We start from the raw sequence: 20,655 nt of genomic DNA on the forward strand, positions 1-20,655 counted from the left end.
ACGCGAACGTGCTAGAGGTATCGCGCAATCTCGCCATTGTTTCTGACCAATTTCGTGATGATCGCCAAACGTCTCCGGAAACATATGTTGCAGATTTCACCCGCTCCGTTCCGCTCGATCCTGATCATTCAAACGAAGTTCATAGGCGATATCGTCCTCGCTTCGACCCTCGCCAGGAACCTTCGGCTCGAATTCCCCGGTGCCAGGATCGTGTTCCTCTGCGAAGCGCACTTGGAGAGCTTCGTGATTGCGCATGGCATCGCTTCGGAGGTGGTTCCGTTCAGGCGGGCTCGCGCGCGGGGCACCCCGCTGGAGCGCGGAAAAGAGCTCTACGCAACGGTGAAGGCGCTGCGCGGCTTCTGCTTCGATTTGACGATCGACCTGACCGATTCGAAGACCTCTCGGCTTATCAGCGGCTTGGTCAACGCAAAGACGCGCGTCGGCTACAATCCCCCGGAAAGGCCGCTGAAGCTGCTGGAGCGGCAGCCCGCCAATGTGTTTGCCAAACCATTCGGGTTTGGCGGCCAGCATTTTGTTTATCGCTATCTCTCCCCTCTTGAAGCGCTCGGCATCGATCTGCGGGTGACGGTACCGAGCCTCCAGCCGCCGCCATTCGAGGCCGCGAAAGCCTTGGCGCTTCTGGGCACGCACCACATCCGTCCGAACGCCTTCGTCGCTGTCCACGCAGGCGCGAGTTTCAAGGGCCGGCAGTGGCAGCCGGAACGGTTTGCCGAGGCGATTGACCAGATTGCGGCCGAAACCGGACTGGGCATCGTCCTGGTGGGAGGGCCGGGCGAAGGTGAAACCGCCGCGCGGATCGTTGCCGAGACGGCGACGCCGGTGGTGGACCTGGTCGGAGCGCTGTCGCTCGAGACCCTACTGGCCGTCCTGGAACAGGCTCGGCTGTTTGTGGGCAATGAAAGCGGGCCGATGCATATGGCCGCTGCCGCCGGCACCCCGGTTGTCGGCCTTTTCGGCCTGACGCATCCGTCACGCTGGGGACCTGTCGGCGTGCCCAGCATCGCGCTTCGGCCGTCAATGCCATGTGACTGCGTGGCCAAGGATTTGTGTCGCCGAACCGATCCCAGCAAGGCGTGCTGCGTTTGGCGCCTGGAGGTGAAGCCGGTTGTCGAAGCGGCGCGCGAAATTCTCGCGCGCACCGAGCTGAAAAATGAACGCGCTGTCTGAGGGCGATGGAACGGCAAGACTGTCGCTGAACGGCTCGTCGACCAAGTGGGAGGTCAAATTGCCGCGCCAGGCGTTTTTCTGCTATCTCTCGTCCGATTTCCGCCTTCATGCGGGTCTTGGGATGTCGGCTTGAAACCGCCGGTCGGGAACTTGGTTCGATGCATTTGCCGCAAAAACATCTCTGCATGATCGCCATGTCGGTGGCGCTGATATCCAGCGCCCATGCCACGCCGCTGGTCGAACCCACGCTGCACATCAAGCCGGCTGCAAGCGGAACCGGTCGCGTTGCACTCACGCTCGATGCCTGCGGCGGCAAGACCGACACGCGCATTCTCTCGGCGTTGGTGGACAACAAGATACCGGCTACCATTTTCGTCACCGGCATCTGGCTGAAGCGCAACGCCGAGGCCGTCGCGATCATGCGGGCGCATCCCGACCTGTTCGAGCTGGAAAATCACGGTGGCCGGCATATCCCGGCGGTCGACACGCCACAGAAGATCTATGGCATACGCAGCGCCGGCAGCCCGGAAGCAGTCCTTGCCGAAGTCGAGTCGGGGGCCGCGGCTCTGGCCACGACCGGCGAACCGGCGCCGAAATGGTTCCGTGGCGCAACAGCCGAATACAGTCCCTCGGCCATTGCGATGATCCGCAAGCTCGGCTTCAAGATTGCCGGCTTCTCGATCAATGGCGACGGTGGCTCGCTGCTCGGCGCCAAGGAAACGGCCAGGCGCATCGCCGCCGCCAAGGACGGTGATGTCATCATCTCCCACATCAATCAGCCGACCCATGCCGCCGGCGAGGGCGTGGTTCAGGGCCTGCTGGCGCTCAAGGACAAGGGCATGACCTTCGTGCGCCTCGACGATGCCGACGGAACGGGTAATCACGGCACCACCGACTAAGGGCCGGCATCACCCGAATATCAATGCCCCTGAGTGTCTTCAAGCCGAAGCGTTCAGTCCGGCTTGGCCTCGATGCTGACCTTGCTGGCGTAGAACGCGCCGTGGTCGCGGATGTCGGTCATCTCGTCGAAGGGCTGCCGATAGGCCCACATCGCGTCCTTGCCCGCTTCGCCCGCCGGCAGCACGCTCCAATAGCTGGCATCACCCTTGTAGGGGCAGTGCGTCGCGTGATCCGTTCGGCTGAGCTTGTCGAAATCGATATCGGCGAACGGAATGTAGAAGGCGGCGGGGTAGGGGGCCTCCGTCAGCACCTTCGCCTTGGCGGAAGAAGCGATGACCGTACTGCCGGCGCGGATTGTGACGGTGCCGGAATAGGGCTCTATCGTGATGATCTTGTCGGGATTGCGCTGGAAGCCGGGTGCCGGGTTGGCGATCTTGTCCATGCTGGTTCTCCTTGCCCCGACTTTAGGTGTGGTGGGCGACCGGATAGAACAAGGCCCGTGGTCACAAACAAGCAGACACCAAGCGCCCGTGCGTGGCGCAAGACTGGCCTTGGCGTGGCAGCGGAAAATCAGGCAGCGGTTTTGAAGGCGTCCATCAGCCCGGCATAGGCGGCCGCGATGCCCGCCACCGGGTTGCTGCTTCTCGAGATCGTCTCGACCTTCAGCGCCCCTCCGACGGTTGGCAAGGTGAGCAGGAGGAACTGGCGATTGCCGCCATCACCGACGGATGCCGCCGCGACGTGCTGGCCTTCGCCTTCGTTCTGGACGCACATCTTGAACAGCAGTGTGCCGCCGACCGCTTCGAGCGCGCCGCCGACAACTTCGACGAACTCGTCTTCGGAAACGGTCTTTTCGTCCGGCACCAGATCGGCCAGGCTTTCGGCAAGCGTACTCTCGAGAACCTTATCGTCGAGCGCGTCCATGCGAACCTCTTTCAGTCGCCAATCGCACCCCTTTGCCCGTTAACGAAGCTTAACACCGACGATGGCCGGATTATGGCACTTTTTGCTGTTGGTCCGATCACGAGGAGTTTGCGCCGATGGAATCTGTTTGAAGCTCCTGCCATTCGATCGGCGGCAGGGACCCCCAAATTTCAGGAGCGCTTCAGCAGCGACCAGACGGCCGGCACGAGGCTGGCCGCGAGCGCGACCTTGATGAGATCGCCGACGATGAACGGCACGACGCCGAACTGCCAGGATTTTTCCGGACCGATGAGCATTGCCAGCCAGGCAAAACCCATCGCCATCATCACCACTTCGGCAATCAGCATGGCGTTGAAAAGCTTGATCGGATGACGGTCCCAGCCGCGGTCGGCGGCCCAGCCGACAATCGCCGCCATGACCACGAAGCCGGCGAGATAGCCGCCGGTCGAGCCGAGCATATAGGCAATGCCGATGCCTTTTTCCGGCGTGCCCTGGAAGACCGGGAAGCCCATGGCGCCTTCAGCCATGTAGAGCAGCAGGGTGGCGAGGCCGAGCCGCATGCCGAAGGCGGCGGCGATCAGCAGGACGGCAAGCGTCTGCATCGAGAGGTCGACAGGCCCGAGCATCACCTTGGTCTTGGCCGAAAGCGTCAAGAGCAGCGTCCCGGCGATCGCCAGTAAAAACTGCGTTGCCAGTCGCGCGGCACCTTCCTGCGGCAAGGCCAGGAAAACAAGCGGGCGCGTCGTCGTTGCGGTTGTCATGGTCTTCCCCAATCCAATCTTGCCGCGAACCAGAAATCGCGGTCTTGCATTTTCCTATATTGGCTTGCGTGCTATGCGGCAATCTGTTTTGCCGTTCCGGGAACAAAGCGCCGACATGGCTCTCAAATTCGATACCAGCTTCGACCCTGCTTACGGCCAAGGTGTAAGCGTGGCCCCCGACGTGCAACGCGTCACGGCCCCTAATCCCAGTCCCTTCACTTTCCATGGCACCAACAGCTACGTCGTGGGCCACGATACGCTGGCGGTGATCGATCCGGGGCCCGATGACGAGGCGCATCTTCAGACCTTGCTCGACGTGATCGCGGGCCGGCCGGTGAGCCACATTTTCGTCAGCCACACGCATCGCGACCATTCTCCGCTGGCGGCCCGGTTGAAGGAGCGCACCGGCGCCCAAGTGCTGGCGGAGGGGCCGCACCGGCCGGCGAGGCCCTTGCACATTGGCGAAACCAATGCGCTCGACGCCAGCGCCGACACCGCTTTCATTCCCGACATCGCCTTGCTGGACGGCGAGCTGGTCAGCGGCGACGGCTGGGCGATCCGGACCGTCCTGACGCCCGGCCATACCGCCAACCATGCGGCATTCGCGCTGGAAGGCACCGGCATCCTGTTTTCAGCCGATCACGTCATGGGCTGGGCAACCTCGATCGTCGCGCCGCCGGACGGGGCAATGGCCGACTACATGGCATCGCTGGACCGCCTGATAGAGCGCGGCGACCGGCTACTGCTGCCTGGCCATGGAGGACCGGTGACGGCGCCGCGCGCTTTCATGCGCGGGCTGAAGACCCATCGCAAGATGCGCGAACGAGCCATATTGGAACGGATCAGGGCCGGCGACAGGACAATCCCCGACATGGTCAAGGCGATCTACAGGGATACCGACCCCCGGCTGCACGGCGCCGCCGGCCTGTCGGTGCTTGCCCATCTGGAGGACCTGGTGGCGCGCGGCGTGGTGGCGACGGACTCCGCTCCCGCCATAGATGGCATTTTCACGCCTGGCCGATAGCCCTGCCGCCGCCCACCCGTTCACCAATCATCGTCGCGGCGCGCGATTTGCTCGAAAAATGGCTATTGTGCCGGCGCCGCGCCGATCTGGCCGGCGACTTCCTGATCGAGCTCCGTGAGGAATTCAGTGATGCGCGCGGCATTGTCGCCAAGGTCATGGCGGCCGTAACGCGAGGCGGAGCGCATGTCGACGATGACCGTGTCGCCGTCATCCGTGACGCGAATGGCGACGTCGGCGGGAAGGCCAAGAACGAAACTCGAGGCGACGGCGGTGATTGTCACCTCCGTCTGTCCGGCGAGTTCGGGATAAGGCTCCGAAAGGTCCCAGCCGCGCCGGTCGAGCACGGTTTCAACAGCATTGACGACGGTCTCGAACGGCAGGTCGTAGCTGCGTGCGGTGACCAATGGATAGCTGTCCGTCTGCAACGTCTGCTCACCCGGCGTCGACGGGGACACTGCGTTCATGTCCTTGGTCCGGTCGCTGACATCGAGCGCGGGCGGTTCATCGAAATCGGTCGAAATGTCCCGCAGCGGCGGATAGATCGTCGCCCAGTAGGCGGCAACGCCGTAGGGGGTGAGCACCAGCAGCGCCAGCAAGGCGCCGACGGTGAGATCACGGCCACCACGGTCACCGAAATTCCACAGCCTCGCAAAGGCCAGGCCGGCAAACAGCAGCGCCAGCGCCGCCAGCAGGGCAGCAATGCCCAGCACCCACAGGAAGACCGGTGTTTGGACGAGGCCGAAGCGATGGCCGACAAAGTTCGTCAGCAAAAGCACCGCTGAAAAGGCGCCCGTGCGCCGCGACCAGCCGGCAGCCTTCGACGTTTGCCGTTCGGGAATGCTAACCATTATTCTCTGCGTTGCCCCAACCCGGATGGAGGTTTAGTGCCTTTTTGCGGAAACACGCAACATCCTCTCAATCCGTCGGCAAGCGATAGTCCCTGAACTGCTGACGCAAGGTGATCTTCTGGATCTTGCCTGTGGCGGTGTGCGGTATCTCGCCGACGAAAGCGACGTCGTCCGGCATCCACCATTTGGCCACCTTGCCATCCATGAAATCGAGAATCCCGGCCTTGGTCGGTTCCTTGCCCGGCTTGGCAACGACGACCAGCAGGGGCCGCTCGCCCCATTTCGAATGCTTGATGCCGATGGCCGCGGCTTCCGCCACATCGGGATGGCCAACGGCCAGATTCTCCAGGTCGATGGTCGAAATCCATTCGCCGCCGGACTTGATGACGTCCTTGGCACGGTCGGTGATCTGCATGTAGCCGCCGGCATCGATATGGGCGACGTCTCCAGTGTCGAACCAGCCGTCCACGTCGAACTGCTCCGCGCCCGCACCGCCATAATAGGCGCGGGCGACGGCCGGGCCGCGCACCTTCAGCCGGCCGAACGTTTTGCCGTCCCAAGGCTGTGGATTGTTCTCGTCATCGGTTACCTTCATTTCGACGCCAAAAGGCGGGTAACCCTGCTTGCTCTGGACGTCGAGCCGAGCCTCGCCTTCGAGCCCGGCATAGTCCGGCTTCAAGGTGCACAGCGTGCCGAGCGGCGACATTTCGGTCATGCCCCAGGCATGGATGACCTGGACACCGTAATCGTCCTGGAATTTCGTCATGATCGCGCGCGGGCACGACGAGCCGCCGATCACGACCTTGCCGAGATGGGGAAGCGTCTTGCCAGTCTCCTCCAGATATTGCAGCAGCATCATCCACACGGTCGGCACGGCGGCGCTGAACGTCACCTTTTCCTGATCGAGCAATTCATAGATCGAGGCGCCGTCCATCTTGCAGCCTGGCATGACCAGCTTGGCGCCGATCATCGGGCCGCTCTGGCCAAGACCCCAGGCATTGGCGTGGAACATCGGCACCACCGGCAGAATCGTGTCGCGCGACGACAGGCCCATGGCGTCGGGCATGGCCGCGATCATGGCGTGCAGCACGTTCGAGCGATGACTGTAGACGACCCCCTTGGGATCGCCCGTCGTGCCCGACGTGTAGCACATGCCGGCGGCGGTGCCTTCGTCGAAGCTCCTCCAGGCGAAATCGCCATCGACCTCTCCGAGCCACTCCTCATAGGCGACGGCGTCGGGCAGGGTCGTTTGCGGCATGTGCGCCTTGTCGGTGAGCACGATTACCTTCTTCAGCGATTTGACGGCACCGGCAATCTTCTCGAGCAACGGGATGAAGGTGAGGTCGACGAAGACGGCCTTGTCCTCGGCGTGGTTCATGATCCAGACGATCTGTTCGGGAAACAGGCGCGGATTGAGGGTGTGGTAGATAGCACCGATGCCCATGATGCCGTACCAGGTCTCGATGTGGCGGGCGGTGTTCCAGGCCAGCGTCGCGATGCGGTCGCCCAAGGCAAAACCGTCGCGCTCCAGGCGCTGGGCGACCTTGAGGGAACGACGATGAAGGTCGGCATAGGTGGTGCGCACGATCGGCCCCTCGATCGAACGCGACACGATCTCCCGCGCACCATGCTGCCGCTCGGCGTTGTCGATCAGCTTGTGGCACAGCAGCGGCCATTCCTGCATCAGTCCCAGCATGCCGGGTTCCTCCATCACGCTTTTCACGGTGCGCTTTTGATCGCATTGTGAAGCGAACCGGGGAATTGTCCAGCGTCCACAAGCGCGCCGGGCGAAAGTCGGAGTTCGAACCTGTATCGGCAAACGGTTGAATCCGGACGGCTTTTTGATTTCGCTTGGCTGCATCGGGCCCGGACCGGCCATCGATGGCGATCTGGCCAGGCGGTTGGCCGATTTGGCATGGGCGCTTGGTCGGCACCAAAGACATCACCTTTATATATCGGCTGAGGGTTCGGCAGGTTTCTCAAGGATTGGAGAATAAGCCGGACATTAGCCGCGGCTTTTAAATTGCAATGCAGCAATGCTGCCGATCAGAACTTCTGCCAACTATTCCCGCTAAATAGATGCTTGCTGGTGAGGTCGCACTGGCGTAGCTCTTGATCTTCGACTGAGTCGAATCGCCAATGGTGAGGGGTCCGGTTCGCTTTGCGAAGGAACGGCCTGCCAAGTGTAGTGGCGATTGCCGACACGGGCACCTTTCGGGGGAAGGGGAAGAAGTTGAATGTCGCAACATCAACGATTGTCGGAAGCCGGCACTTCCTGTTCAGAATTCGTTTTCAACTCATCGGCGGACTGACATTCGCGATCATCGCGCCAGCACTGATCCGGATAGCATCCTATCCGGACGCGATCTATTCGGCCAATCTGCAGATAACGGTCGCGGCTGCCATCATTGCGCATGTTACCGGCTTTCTTGCCTATCGCCGCATTGGCAATTTTCCGGGCGTGGCCGCGGCCAGCTATATCCTGCCGACATTCGTCCTGTCCTACGGTCTTGTTTTCTTGACGATTTTCTTTTTCCGCTTCGAGTATAGCCGGTTTCAGGCCGCCGCCAGCTTCACGCAGTCCACGCTCTGGTATTTCGGCCTGAGCCTCATGACCCGGCGTCTTGAGCCGTACCGGCTGGCCGTCATTCCCGGCGGCAATGTCGAGCGCCTCAGGGCCCTGCCGGGCGTGCACTGGTTCTGGCTCAAGTCGCCCGGCACCGTTATCGAAAGAGTTAACGGCGTGGTTGTCGATTTGCGTGCGGACCTCGGCGCCGAATGGGAGCGCTACATCGCCGACCGGGCGCTGTCGGGCACGCCCGTCTATCACGTCAAGCAGGTCAGCGAATCGTTGACCGGTCGTGTCGAGATCGAACATCTGTCGGAGAACACGCTCGGCTCGCTCAATCCGAACCAGGCTTATCTCAAGATCAAGCAGGCCATCGACTGGACCTCCGCGCTTGTCCTTGTCGTGGTTCTTTGTCCCGTTCTGCTGCTGGTCGCCCTATCGATCCGGCTGGACTCGGAAGGCCCCGTGCTGTTTCGCCAACCCCGCATGGGCTACCGGGGCAGGATCTGCACCGTCTACAAATTTCGTTCGATGAGGCAGCAGACCGGCTCCGGCAGCGACAAGGACAAGGCGATCACCAAACGGGATGACGATCGCATCACGCGGGTCGGGAGCTTCCTGCGCAAGTTCAGGATCGACGAGCTGCCGCAGGCCATCAACATCCTGCGCGGTGAGATGAGCTGGATCGGGCCACGGCCGGAAGCTGTCGTGCTGTCGCAATGGTATGAGGCGGAATTGCCGTTCTACCGGTACCGGCACATCGTCAGGCCGGGCGTGAGCGGGTGGGCACAAGTAAATCAGGGCCATGTCGCAGCGGTCGGCGATGTCATGGAAAAATTGCACTATGATTTTTACTACATAAAGAACTTCTCACCTTGGTTGGACGTGCTGATCGTTCTCAGGACCATAAAAACGATGTTCACCGGTTTTGGTGCGCGATAGCCAAATCAGGGCCTGAATCCGATCGCACGTGCAGGAAGCAATGGATCTCGCCTCAAGGAAAATAGCTGTCATCGGACTTGGCTATGTCGGTCTGCCGCTGGCTGTGGCCTTCGGGGCGACCAGGGATGTGATCGGCTTCGACATCAACCCGTCGCGCGTGGAGGCACTGAAGCGCGGCGAGGACCATACGTTAGAAGCCAGCGAGGAGGAAATCGCCGCCGCCAGAGGGCTGAAGTTCACCAGCGAGAAAGCCGATCTGCACGACTGCGGAATTTTCATCGTTACCGTGCCCACGCCGATCGACCGGGCCAACAGGCCGGACCTGAAGCCTCTCGTCATGGCGTCGACGACGGTCGGCGAGGTCATATCCCCGGGCGCGGTGGTGATCTTTGAATCCACCGTCTATCCCGGCTGCACGCAGGAAGTCTGCGCACCGCTGATCGAGAAACATTCCGGGCTGCGTTACAACGGCGATTTCTTCCTCGGCTACAGTCCAGAGCGCATCAACCCCGGCGATCGCGAGCACCGGCTGCAGACGATCGTCAAGGTCACCAGCGGTTCCACGCCAGAGGCGGCGGAGGCCATCGACGCGCTCTATGCCTCGATCGTGCCGGCGGGTACGCATCGTGCCTCCAGCATTGCCGTGGCCGAGGCCGCCAAGGTCATCGAGAACACGCAGCGCGACTTGAACATCGCCCTGATGAACGAGCTGTCGCTGATCTTCGGCAAGCTGGGCATCGACACGTCGGAGGTGCTGGAGGCGGCCGGCACCAAATGGAATTTCCTGCGCTTCACGCCGGGCCTCGTCGGCGGGCACTGCATCGGCGTCGATCCTTATTATCTCACCCACAAGGCCCAGGAACTCGGCTATCATCCCGAGGTGATTCTTGCCGGGCGCCGCATCAATGACGGCATGGGCCAGCATGCGGCGGACCAGACGGCCCGCCTGATGATGCGCAAGGGCATACCTGTCGTTGGCAGCCGGATTCTGGTCATGGGTGCGGCCTTCAAGGAAAACTGTCCGGACTTGAGGAATTCCAAGGTCGTCGACGTCGTCGCGCAACTGAGGCAGTACAATGCCGGCATCGATATCTGGGACCCTTGGGTCGACGCGCAGGAATGCGCACGCGCTTTCGGCACGGCGAGCGTGAAGGAGATGCCCGCCGCGCGCTATGACGGCGTCATCGTCGCTGTCGGACACGCGCAGTTCCGCAGCTTGGGCGTTGCGGGGCTGAAGTCGCTTTGCAAGGACCCCAGTGTAATCTACGACATCAAGGGGCTGTTCCCGAGGGACGTTACGGACGGGCGCTTCTGATGAAGGTATTGGTCACCGGCGCTGCCGGCTTCATAGGCTATCATGTCGCCAGGCGGCTCCTGGAGCGCGGTGACGAGGTTGTCGGCATCGACAACATCAACGATTACTACGACCCGCAAATCAAGCAGGCGCGGCTGCGGCTCCTGGACGAGGCGAGCCGCAAGACCAATGCCGGCTATCATTTCATCCACGGCGATCTCGCCGACAGGGGCGTGGTCGACGGCTGCTTTGCCGACCATGCGTTCGACCGGGTGATCCATCTCGCCGCCCAGGCCGGCGTGCGCTACAGCCTGGAAAACCCGCGCGCCTATGTCGAGAGCAACATCATCGCCTACACCAACATGCTCGAGGCCTGCCGCGGCAGCCGTGTCGGGCACCTGACCTATGCCAGCACCTCGAGCGTCTACGGTGCCAACACCGACATGCCGTTTTCCGAGCATCGGCCGGCCGACCATCCGCTGCAGTTCTACGCCGCCACCAAGCGTGCCAACGAACTGATGGCGCACAGCTACAGCCACCTGTTTGGCCTGCCGACCACGGGGCTGCGCTTCTTCACCGTGTACGGTCCCTGGGGACGCCCTGACATGGCGCTGTTCCTGTTCACCAGGAGCATCCTGGCCGGTGAGCCGATCAAGCTGTTCAACAACGGCAACCACACGCGCGACTTCACCTATGTCGAGGACATCGCCGAGGGCGTGATCCGTGCCAGCGACAGCCCCGCCGCAGCCAACCCGGCCTGGGATTCCGGCCGTCCGGATCCGGCGACCAGCAGCGCGCCCTGGCGCATCTTCAACATCGGCAACAACAATCCGGTGAAGCTGACCGCCTATGTCGAGGCGCTGGAAAACGCGCTCGGCCGCAAGGCGGTGATCGAGCTGCTGCCGCTGCAGGCCGGCGACGTGCCCGACACCTTCGCCGACACTTCGGCGCTGCAGGCGGCGGTCGGCTATCGCCCCCGCACCTCCGTCACCGAGGGGGTGGGGCGGTTCGTCGAGTGGTACCAGGATTATTTTGGGCGGGGATAGCGCGAACCGATAAGGAGGCAGTGTCGTTGCTGAGGGGGTTTGTACGCGCGAACGTGGCAGTCTCTGAATATCTTGACAGGGCTTTGCCGCCACGCCTTCGCGCGGACGGCAATAGCACGTTTGCGACCGAAATCGCGCCGGCGCTGCTGTCTCCGGACACATTGGTCTACGATTTGGGTGGAGGCGCAAGACCGCTCGTCAGCCTGCCGCAGAAGCGGTGCCTCGGGCTCGTCGTGGTCGGGCTTGATCTCGCTGCCGAGGAACTGTCCAAGGCCCCCGATGGACTCTATGACGAGCAGATCGAGGCGGACCTTACCGTGTTCAAGGGAAGGCAGGACGCTGATCTGGTCATATGCCAGGCGACCCTGGAACATGTTCGCGATGGAGAGGGCGCGCTTCGCGGCATCGCCAGTTGCGTCAAGCCGGGCGGTTTGGTTGCCATTTTCTCGCCGTCACGCAATGCCGTTTTCGCCAGGTTGAACCTGATTTTGCCAGAGAGGATCAAGCGGCGGCTGCTGTTTGCCATCTATCCCGACAAAGGCAGGGGTCATGACGGATTTCCGGCTTTCTATGACAAATGCCTGCCAAGCGAAGTGGAAAGGATCGCGGCGCAAAATGGGCTGGAGCTTGTCCAGCGGCGCCTGTTCTGGAGAAGTTCATACTTCTATTCCTTCGTGCCGGCTTTCCTCGCCTGGCGCCTCTGGCTTGGCATCGCCGCTCTCTTGCTCGGCAAGGATGCGGCGGAGACCTATGCCTATGTCTTTCGGCGAAAACAGTGATCCGTCGAAGATATTCTCCGCCGGTCCTGGCCCGTTTCCGGTTGCGCCTGCTTTCCAACGGGAGAGCTAGAGCCGAACGAGGCGGTATGGCGGCGACCGGGCTTCGAACCGGATGAAGCGAACGAGGAAAGATATAAAGTCGCCGGGCGGTCCGGATGCCCGGATCGCCGTCTTCATCCCCTCGCTGCGGGCAGGTGGCACCGAGCGCGCGATGCTTACCCTGGCCCGGGAATTCGATCGGCGTGGGCTGGTGACGCATCTCGTACTTGGATGTGCGATAGGTGAATATCTTCCCCTGGTTCCCGACACGATAAGGATAGTGGATCTGCAGGCGTCTCGCATGCTGTTTTCCCTGTCCGGCCTTATTCGCTACGTCAAGGCGGAGCAGCCGCGGGTGATGCTGGCGGCGCTGCCTCACGCGAACATCCTGGCAATAGTGTCGTCCTTCCTGTCACGGCAAGGGGTGCGTACGGTCATATCCGAGAGAAGCAACCTGTCCAGGACCCTTGCGGATACGAAACTGATCCGTGAGAGATTTCTGCCGTTCCTCATGCGAATGACATACGGTTATGCTGACAGGATAATAGCCGTCTCACATGGCGTTGCGGACGATCTGATCAGGCGCATCGGGCTCGACCCGAATTCTGTCGAAGTGATCCACAACCCGTTGGATATAGAACACATTCAGGCACAGGCCAGCGCGCCCATCGATCATCCGTTCGCGGACGAGGACGGCAGGTCCCTGCTGGTCGCCGTCGGTCGCCTTGATTTCGCAAAGGACCATGCCACTCTGATTAGCAGCTTTTCACAGGTCGTAAGGAAACGACCCGTCAAACTGGCGATTGTTGGGGAAGGGCCGCTGCGCGCGTCGCTGCAGACGATGATCGATGAACTCGAGTTGCGTTCCTCGGTCGCCCTGGTCGGCTTTTCGAAAAATCCGTATCCGTGGATGCACCGCGCCGCGCTGTTTCTCCATTCGTCGCGAAGGGAGGGCTTTCCCAATACGATTATCGAAGCCATGGCCTGCGGAGCCAGGGTGGTGAGCACAAATTGCGAAAGCGGCCCTGCGGAAATCCTGGAGGACGGCAAGTGGGGGCGGCTTGTCGCGGTGGGCGACGTGCAAGCCTTCGCGGCCGCGATATTGGCCGGCCTCGATGACGTCAGCCCACCCGATGTCAGACGTCGAGCCCAGGATTTCAGTGTCGAAAAAGTGGCTGACGCGTATCTGCTCGCGATGGGTATGGGCCTGGCGAGCGCCACCCGAAAGGAGCTCCCGGATTAAAGTCCTGCATGTCATCACCGGGCTGCACAATGGCGGTGCTGAGGCGGCTTTGTTCCGTCTCTGCATGGCCGAGCACACTCATTCGCACGCAGTGGTCTCGCTTTCCGACGAAGGAAAATATGGCCCGCTGCTTCGGGAGGCGGGGGTGCCCCTGACCTGTCTGTCGATGCCGAAGGGAAGGCTAAGCCTCGGCGGGCTCGCGGCATTTCGGCGTGTCTTGTCAGCCCATCCGCCTGATATCGTCCAGTGCTGGATGTACCACGCAAATCTGGTTGGAGGCGTCCTGTCTCGGCTTGCGGGTATCCGGCTGGTGGTTTGGGGAATGCACAATTCCGGTCTGGATCCGCTTGTCGCCCCCTTGGCCACGCGGATGGCGGACCGGGCCTGCGCGCTGATATCCCGGGTGGTCCCGACCCAGATCGTGAGCTGTTCGCAACAGGCGTCACGGCGCCATATGAGTGCGGGTTACTCGGCTTCGAACTGGACGTTAATTCCGAACGGTTATGATCTGGCTGTCTTCGAGCCGGATGAGAGGGCGCGCAGTCGGCTGCGTCGGGCCTGGTCGATAGATGAAGGCCAATTCGTCATCGGAAGCGTCGCCCGCTGGCATCCCGACAAGGATCACAGGAATCTCGCCGCTGCCTTGGCCAAGCTGTCCGCGCGCGCCGAGTTCCCTTTCAAATGTATTCTCGCCGGCCCCGGAATCTCTCCTGAAAATACCGACCTTGCCGGACTGCTGGACCGTTACGGCGTTCGCGACAAGGTGATGCTGCTTGGTCCGAGCGACGGTGTCGCTGCTCTCATGAGTGCGTTCGACATCCATGTCCTTGCCTCGAGGCGCGAGGCATTCCCTAACGTCGTCGCCGAAGCCATGGCCTGCGGTACGCCTTGCGTAGCGACGGATGTCGGCGATATCGGCATGATTGTCGGCAACACCGGATGTGTTGTTCCGAGCCGGGATCCCGACGCGCTTTCTCGCGCCATTACAAACATGGCTCTGGAAAACCGTGACTCGCCATCCTGGGAGACAAGACAGCAGGCATGCCGCAACCGCGTCGCTTCCGATTTTTCAGTTGAGCGGATGGCAAGGGCATACAGCGCGCTATGGGAGAGATTGTCTGCCAAGGGCTAGCGCACGGAAAACGACCAGGAACAGACAATTATATGTTAAGCTTGCGAGTCATCAGGCAGACGGTGGGGATTGTCATGTTGGAAACCGACAAGCTGTTCGCGGGCTCAATTCCGGAAAACTACGACCGCTACATGGTGCCTTTGATCTTTGAGCCGTTCGCTGCGGATATCGCGCGGCGAGCAGCGGCCCTATCGCCCGGCGCGGTCCTGGAAATCGCCGCGGGCACCGGGGTCGTCACCCGCGCATTGGCGCCAAGACTGTCGCCCGACGCAAGCTATGTCGTGACCGACCTAAACCAGCCGATGCTCGACTACGCTGCTTCGCGACAAACTCCTGATAGCCGCATCGAGTGGCGCCAAGCGGATGCGATGGCGCTGCCATTTGAAGATGCGGCCTTCGATCTTGTCTGTTGTCAGTTCGGTGCGATGTTCTTTCCGAACCGCACGTCTGCTTATCGCGAAGCCAGGCGGGTCCTGAAGCCCGGCGGACGGTTTTTGTTCAATGTATGGGATCGCATCGAGGAGAATGTGTTCGCCGATGACGTGACCAACGCTCTGGCACGGATCTTTCCCGACGATCCCCCGCGCTTCCTGGCACGCACGCCGCACGGCTATCACGACAAGGTGCTGATCCGTCGCGACCTAGAGGATGCAGGCTTCTCTCGAGTGGTGATCGAGACGAGAGCCGAACAGAGCCGCGCATCCTCGCCACGCCTTCCGGCCGTTGCCTACTGTCAAGGCACTGTTCTTCGCACCGAAATCGAGGCCAGGGAAGCTGGAAAACTGGAAGCTGCAACCGATTACGCGGCATCCGCCATCGCAGACCGACACGGCAGCGGTGAAGTCGCCGCCAAAATTCAGGCCCATGTAATCATGGCCGAGGTCTAGGTGTCGGCAGGCCCGTTCCGCACGACATGTCGCCCGCCGTACCGCACTCGGATGGCATTCGGAGGGCCGCAGATACCAGCCGGATTTGTGAGCCGCCGGGCGTGAGGATATTGGGAGCTAGGCAATAGGGTGAAGGCGCGGGACGTCAGAAGAGATTACCTGGCTTCACCCTTTGCGCTTACGCCGCAAATGCTTTTGCTTATATCGAGCCTACTTTATTTTGTTCCATTTCTTGCCGGCGGCTTTCAGTACGTTGACGTTGGCGGAAGGAAGTATGATTTTACATATGATTTGGGCACGGGGTATGCCATCGCCGTTTCCATGGTTTGCATCGCCGCAGCGATGGTTGGCTTCGTTCCGAGACGCCAGAGTTTCGAAATTGAGGGAGATAGCCAAGGAGAGTCGTTGATAATAATCGCGATGATCATTATTTTCGGCGGAATTTCGATTGCGAACCCGGCACTTTTCTCCGCGTCTAAGGCGGATGTTTTATCGTCAACTGGTCGGTTTCAGTATATATTTTACAATGCTTGTATCATCGGCGTGGTCTTTGGGGCTCTGTCTGGATGGAGGAAATCCAAGCTTGTTATGGCCCTGAGCTGGCTAGGACTAATTTTAACGCTCTATATTGGGCATAGATCCTCAGTTGCGATAACTATCCTATCTTTACTGTATGTAAGATACAGGAATGTTCCGTTGATGATGATAAGAAAACGGTATGTCATTGGCGGGCTTTCAGCATTATTTTTTCTGGCAGTGTACAAGTCGGTCTACTCCGCGGTGAAGGCGGGGAATTTCGAGCTTGTCGGCCAAAAAATAAAGTTCGACCATTTGTCAGATTCCACCCTTGTCGGGTTGGAGCAGTTCGTGACATTGGCTCATTTGGACCTTGTCGTAAAATATAACTACACCTTGCCTTGTTCCAATCTCTGGTTGGTGCCGCTTTCTTTCATTCCATTTTCGGATGCGGTCTTCGGCAAGGATGGCTGTACTTACAACGAGCAGGTCCAGCCGCTGCTTTTTCCGGGCTACAGTGGCGGTGTGGCGGCAAATATCTGGGCGGAGTTCTATGCAAATTTCGGATACGCCGGATTTCCGCTGCTCGTCATTATTCTTTCCCTGGTCTGTGTCGCCATCGAAGCAATAATCCGCAACGTGCGCAGCGCGACGCTCAAGTCTGGTCTGATCGTGGCGATCATCCACCTCACATTCTACATCCAGCGCAAGGAACTGCTCGGCGCGTTCATCTCCGCCAAGCGGGTCATCCTTGTGTCGCTTTTCATATTCGGGCTGGTGTATGTCCATCGAAAGTGCTTCCCGCAAGCGCCTGCGATGGAAGCGGGAGTGCGGGGCCTGCGCCGGGACCATGGCTGAGGACATGACGGCGATAGCCAAACCTTCTGGATGGATACGCGCGCGCAGGGTCGCTCGGGACGTCACCATGACCACATCCTCAAGTGGAGTGGCGGCTTTGTGTTCCGTCATCGCGTTGGCGCTCAATGCACGCTCGCTCGGCCCCGGAGATTTTGGCACCCTCGCCGTAATCCAGGCCTATGTCACGTTCATCTCCGGCCTCGCTACGTTTGAGAGTTGGCAGCCTGTCATCAGGCTGTCCGCCAGGTCCCGCTCGCGCCTTGGCCGGGCAGCTTCATGCGGGATCGCGCTCGACGTTTCGGCGGCCGTTGTCGCCACTGCGGTGGCGGTTGGTGGGGTCCTGCTGTTTGGGGAGTCGATCGGCGTATCCCACCAGGATCGGCTTCTGGCGCTGATCTATAGTCTCACCTTGCTGGCCAGCCTCGCGGGCACCCCCAAAGGCGTGCTTCGCCTGAATGGGCGGTACGACGTCATTGCCGGCAATCAACTCGCCCAGGGGGCTGCCGTGGTTGTTGCCTCGCTCGTCCTTTGGGCCATCGAAGCGCCTCTGATCGCCTATGTGGCTGTGTTGGCGGCGATCGGTGCGCTCTACAATCTGGCGCTGTTCGTCCGGCTGCTTGTCTATGCCCGACGCGAGAACATCAAACTATTCAATCCGCTTCGTTCCCGTTCCAGGCGGCGTTTCTTTTGGACATTCCTTGTCATGGCCACCGGGACCAGTGTGCTGTCGACCCTGGTGAGTGCTAGACGACATGTAGCCTTGTTCCTTGTCGCCGGTCTTTTAGGAGATGTTGCCGCCGGCGCCTATTCCGTGGCGTCGCGTCTGGCGACGATGATGTCCCGGCTGACTGGGCCCTTGAACCAGGTGATCTTTCCCGAACTCGCGAGACTGTCCAACGAAGAATCTCCGTCCCGCCTAAACAGGCTGAACGCCCGCATCACGATGGTCTCGGCATGTGTCGCCGCGGGCATGGCGGCGGGCGGTGTCGTGCTGCAAAAATTCATCGTGGTTCTGGCCGCCGGTTCGGCCTATGCCGATGCCTCGCTGCTTTTCGCTATCTTGTTCGCGGCCGAGTGTCTCGGCCTGGCCGGAATGCATTTCAATCCTTTGATCCAGGTTCTGGCCGGAACAAAACCGCTTCTCAAGATCATGGCGTCGGCATTCATCCTCTACCTGCCGCTTTCGTTCGTCCTGTCGGGGTGGATCGGAATTCCGGGTATCGCCTGGGCCGGTCTGATCGCATCGGCGCTGGTCTACACGGCAATGATGGTGGTTTCGCAATTATTGCTGAAAAAGCAGATCCGAATCACGGAAAATATCCCAGGTCTGACAGTTTGAGATACTTGTTTTGCCTACCAAGATACCACACCAATGTTGTGCCTTGGGTGCGCATACTGACCTCGGCCGGGCATCATGTTGCAATCGACGTCGTCGAAACAGGGGCAACGGAGAATTACACACTTGTTTCTCCCAATGTAGTGGCACCATCGGCGCTGTCACGAAGAGTTATGCACATGGGTCCGAGCGATATCCCAAACTCGCCCTTTTCCTTTCCCGGTCTTGTTTCCTACTGGAGACATCTTCGGGTCGAGAATCCCGATGTGGTGATCGTGCGCGGCGTGACGCGATGGTTCTGCAGGGTCGCCGCGTTGTGTGCGATTTTGCAAGGCCGCAAGCTGGTTATCTACGATCAGGAGGATGTCAGGCCTCAGGCATGGAGCGGCACATGGATCCGCAGAGCTGTCTTTCGGCAACTCGGGATTGCGCACTTCACGTCACGGCTCCCGTCGAATCCTGGCTCCGTCGGTGCGGGAGGCGCCATGCCCCTGCCATTCGGAAATCCCTTCGAGCCGATCCGGATCGGAGCGCTGCGAGGCAGGCCGTTGCATTCGCCGCCCCGAATCCTGATGGTGGCAAAATACCGGGAGCGAAAGGGGCACAGTTTGCTTCTGAGGGCACTGGCGGTGATCTCGGCGTCCACACCATTCTCCATAACATTGTGCGGCGAGGAGGCGACGCATTCCGACGCGGCTTTTTGTGAGGCCTTGCGGCAAGAGGCCCAAGCGCTTGGACTGGCGGACAGACTTCGGTTTCAAAACAACATAGCTCATGACAGGATGATCTCGATCTATGCCAGCCATGATCTCTTGATATTGCCCTCGCGTACGGAACCTGCCGCGGTATCTCCCGTCGAGGCCGCCTGGGCGGGATGTGCCGTATTGATGTCGCGCGACAGCGGCACGAGGCATTACCTCCCTCCGGGGTCCGGGTTCGACTTTGACCCAGACGACCCGCAAGACATCGCTCGCGCGGTTGCCGGGCTTATTGCCGGGCCCGAGGACCTGCGGCTTGCAAGGGATGCATGTTTCACGCGCATCTCCTCGGTGGCCGATGACGATGTGATCTTGCGGCTATTTGAGACTTTGGGGCCGCACGCCGTGCGGCTGCGCGAGACGATGGGCTGATGGATATCCGGAGGGGCGGGGAGTGGGGTCCGAAGTAGGAAGGAAGATTGTCATCTCGATCAACACGTCGTGGAACGTCGTCAATTTCCGCAGAGGCCTGATCGAGGCGTTGCGGCGGCGTGGCTATGATGTCGTCGTCGTCGCGCCGAGGGACGAGTATTCATCCTTGATCCCACGGATGGGTTGCCGCCACGTCGATATCGAAATCGACAATTCCGGCACCTCGCCTTTTCGCGACCTTGCGCTTCTGTGGCGCTACTGGCTTATCCTGCGCCGCGAGAAGCCGCTGGCGTTCGTAGGCTTCACCATCAAGCCCAACGTGTTTGGCTCGATGGCTGCAAACCTGAATGGCATTCCGGTCATAAACAATGTTTCGGGGCTCGGCACTGTCTTCCTCCAGGGCGGCCTTCTCCAGGGAATCGCCAAAGCCCTTTATCGCCTGGCGCTGGCCCGTTCGAAGGTGATCTTCTTTCAGAACGACGACGACCGGATGCTGTTCGTCGGCGCGCGCATCGTGCGCAAGGAACAGACCGCGCTGTTGCCCGGCTCAGGCGTCGATCTCGCGCGCTTCTCGCCATCGCCGCGCCAGCGCGCGCCGTCCAGCGCCATCGTGTTTCTGCTGGTGGCCAGGCTGCTATGGGACAAGGGTGTAGGTGAGTTCATCGAGGCTGCCCGCCTCGTCCGTCGCCAAGCGCCTGCGGTGCGCTTCCAACTCCTTGGCTTTCTCGATGTCGAGAACCGAACCGCGGTCAGCCGCGCCGAAATCGAGCAATGGGTCGACGAGGGTTTGGTCGAGTATCTCGGTGCCACCGACGACGTTCGCCCTTTCCTGGACGCTGCCGATTGTGTCGTCCTGCCTTCCTACAGGGAGGGGACCCCACGCTCACTGCTCGAGGCGGCCGCGATGGGCAAACCTCTGATCGCCACGGACGTGCCCGGTTGCAAGGAGGTGGTGGACCATGCCGTCAACGGTTTCCTTTGCAAGGTCAGGGATGCCAGCGACCTGTCGGCACGGATGATCGATTTCGTGACGATGGACGGCCACTCCAGGGACGCGATGGGGAACGAGAGCCGGAAAAAGGTTGAACGGCAGTTTTCGGAAACGATCGTCGTCGAGAGCTACATGCATCAGATAGAGAAGCTTACGGCTGCCGCCACGTGATGAGCGGCCATCGCCTTCCGCTTCTCGGCCGTGAGCCGGCTGACACCGGATCTATTTCCGTCTTAGCGGCCGATCGC

Annotated in this window: 20 protein-coding genes; 15 read left to right on the plus strand and 5 right to left on the minus strand. The window is 60.8% G+C overall.

What is annotated here, in order from left to right; genetic code table 11:
* Positions 1-57 precede the first annotated feature (57 nt).
* Genes FJ943_RS27200 through FJ943_RS27205 form a run of 3 tightly spaced genes read left to right on the plus strand, consistent with a single transcriptional unit; the run spans position 58 to position 2,087 of the window.
* Complete coding sequence (locus FJ943_RS27200) at positions 58-1,188, plus strand: glycosyltransferase family 9 protein (RefSeq protein WP_224643876.1); 1,131 nt, start codon at positions 58-60, stop codon at positions 1,186-1,188.
* A complete protein-coding gene (locus tag FJ943_RS29780) occupies positions 1,172-1,321 on the plus strand; it encodes a hypothetical protein (RefSeq protein WP_181174651.1) in 150 nt (49 codons plus the stop codon). Before FJ943_RS27200 ends, FJ943_RS29780 begins: the two co-directional genes overlap by 17 nt.
* A 25-nt stretch (positions 1,322-1,346) precedes the next feature.
* Positions 1,347-2,087: a polysaccharide deacetylase family protein gene (locus tag FJ943_RS27205; RefSeq protein ID WP_015318750.1), complete on the plus strand. Its 741-nt coding sequence runs from the start codon at positions 1,347-1,349 to the stop codon at positions 2,085-2,087.
* 53 nt (positions 2,088-2,140) lie between these two features.
* On the opposite strand, the gene FJ943_RS27210 is transcribed toward FJ943_RS27205, so the two are convergent.
* From FJ943_RS27210 to FJ943_RS27220, 3 genes are all read right to left on the minus strand, one after another.
* Entirely contained in the window at positions 2,141-2,530 is a 390-nt protein-coding gene (locus FJ943_RS27210) for a DUF427 domain-containing protein (protein WP_015318749.1), read from the minus strand.
* Between the two features lie 128 nt (positions 2,531-2,658).
* Positions 2,659-3,012: a hypothetical protein gene (locus tag FJ943_RS27215; RefSeq protein ID WP_015318748.1), complete on the minus strand. Its 354-nt coding sequence runs from the start codon at positions 3,010-3,012 to the stop codon at positions 2,659-2,661.
* 170 nt (positions 3,013-3,182) lie between these two features.
* The gene (locus tag FJ943_RS27220) at positions 3,183-3,773 is read right to left on the minus strand and encodes a biotin transporter BioY (protein WP_140726504.1); all 591 of its coding nucleotides are present in this window, start codon (positions 3,771-3,773) and stop codon (positions 3,183-3,185) included.
* Positions 3,774-3,888: 115 nt separating this feature from the next.
* On the opposite strand from FJ943_RS27220, the gene FJ943_RS27225 reads away from it, so the two are divergent.
* A complete protein-coding gene (locus tag FJ943_RS27225) occupies positions 3,889-4,797 on the plus strand; it encodes an MBL fold metallo-hydrolase (protein WP_140726507.1) in 909 nt (302 codons plus the stop codon).
* 62 nt (positions 4,798-4,859) lie between these two features.
* On the opposite strand, the gene FJ943_RS27230 is transcribed toward FJ943_RS27225, so the two are convergent.
* Together FJ943_RS27230 and FJ943_RS27235 are read right to left on the minus strand one after the other, a co-directional pair.
* Positions 4,860-5,645, minus strand: a complete 786-nt coding sequence (locus tag FJ943_RS27230) for a DUF1499 domain-containing protein (protein WP_140663254.1) — start codon at positions 5,643-5,645, stop codon at positions 4,860-4,862.
* Between the two features lie 67 nt (positions 5,646-5,712).
* A complete protein-coding gene (locus FJ943_RS27235) occupies positions 5,713-7,341 on the minus strand; it encodes a fatty-acid--CoA ligase (RefSeq protein WP_140726510.1) in 1,629 nt (542 codons plus the stop codon).
* Positions 7,342-7,878: 537 nt separating this feature from the next.
* Between FJ943_RS27235 and FJ943_RS27240 the strand changes: the two genes are divergently transcribed.
* The 11 genes from FJ943_RS27240 to FJ943_RS27290 all read left to right on the plus strand — a co-directional run bounded on the left by FJ943_RS27240 (position 7,879) and on the right by FJ943_RS27290 (position 20,578).
* Positions 7,879-9,156, plus strand: coding sequence for a sugar transferase (locus FJ943_RS27240; protein ID WP_224526043.1), 1,278 nt, complete (start codon positions 7,879-7,881; stop codon positions 9,154-9,156).
* A 40-nt stretch (positions 9,157-9,196) separates the two neighbouring features.
* A complete protein-coding gene (locus FJ943_RS27245) occupies positions 9,197-10,471 on the plus strand; it encodes a nucleotide sugar dehydrogenase (RefSeq protein ID WP_140726513.1) in 1,275 nt (424 codons plus the stop codon).
* Positions 10,471-11,496: an NAD-dependent epimerase gene (locus FJ943_RS27250; RefSeq protein ID WP_140726516.1), complete on the plus strand. Its 1,026-nt coding sequence runs from the start codon at positions 10,471-10,473 to the stop codon at positions 11,494-11,496. The genes FJ943_RS27245 and FJ943_RS27250 overlap by 1 nt, the downstream gene beginning before the upstream one ends.
* 83 nt (positions 11,497-11,579) lie before the next feature.
* The gene (locus tag FJ943_RS27255) at positions 11,580-12,275 is read left to right on the plus strand and encodes a methyltransferase domain-containing protein (protein ID WP_181173065.1); all 696 of its coding nucleotides are present in this window, start codon (positions 11,580-11,582) and stop codon (positions 12,273-12,275) included.
* Positions 12,276-12,387: 112 nt separating this feature from the next.
* Positions 12,388-13,557: a glycosyltransferase gene (locus tag FJ943_RS27260; RefSeq protein ID WP_140726519.1), complete on the plus strand. Its 1,170-nt coding sequence runs from the start codon at positions 12,388-12,390 to the stop codon at positions 13,555-13,557.
* Entirely contained in the window at positions 13,448-14,689 is a 1,242-nt protein-coding gene (locus FJ943_RS27265) for a glycosyltransferase (protein WP_140726522.1), read from the plus strand. Before FJ943_RS27260 ends, FJ943_RS27265 begins: the two co-directional genes overlap by 110 nt.
* Before the next feature lie 74 nt (positions 14,690-14,763).
* Positions 14,764-15,576: a class I SAM-dependent methyltransferase gene (locus tag FJ943_RS27270; protein WP_041163501.1), complete on the plus strand. Its 813-nt coding sequence runs from the start codon at positions 14,764-14,766 to the stop codon at positions 15,574-15,576.
* A gap of 129 nt (positions 15,577-15,705) precedes the next feature.
* On the plus strand, positions 15,706-16,950 hold the full coding sequence (locus FJ943_RS27275; protein ID WP_140726525.1) for an oligosaccharide repeat unit polymerase: 1,245 nt from the start codon (positions 15,706-15,708) through the stop codon (positions 16,948-16,950).
* Between the two features lie 4 nt (positions 16,951-16,954).
* On the plus strand, positions 16,955-18,289 hold the full coding sequence (locus FJ943_RS27280; RefSeq protein ID WP_281406183.1) for a lipopolysaccharide biosynthesis protein: 1,335 nt from the start codon (positions 16,955-16,957) through the stop codon (positions 18,287-18,289).
* Between the two features lie 176 nt (positions 18,290-18,465).
* The gene (locus FJ943_RS29785; protein WP_181174654.1) at positions 18,466-19,416 is read left to right on the plus strand and encodes a glycosyltransferase family 4 protein; all 951 of its coding nucleotides are present in this window, start codon (positions 18,466-18,468) and stop codon (positions 19,414-19,416) included.
* Between the two features lie 22 nt (positions 19,417-19,438).
* The gene (locus FJ943_RS27290) at positions 19,439-20,578 is read left to right on the plus strand and encodes a glycosyltransferase family 4 protein (protein ID WP_140726534.1); all 1,140 of its coding nucleotides are present in this window, start codon (positions 19,439-19,441) and stop codon (positions 20,576-20,578) included.
* Positions 20,579-20,655: the final 77 nt, after the last annotated feature.

Source organism: Mesorhizobium sp. B2-3-10 (assembly GCF_006442275.1).
In the GTDB taxonomy this organism is placed as follows: Bacteria; Pseudomonadota; Alphaproteobacteria; order Rhizobiales; family Rhizobiaceae; genus Mesorhizobium; species Mesorhizobium australicum.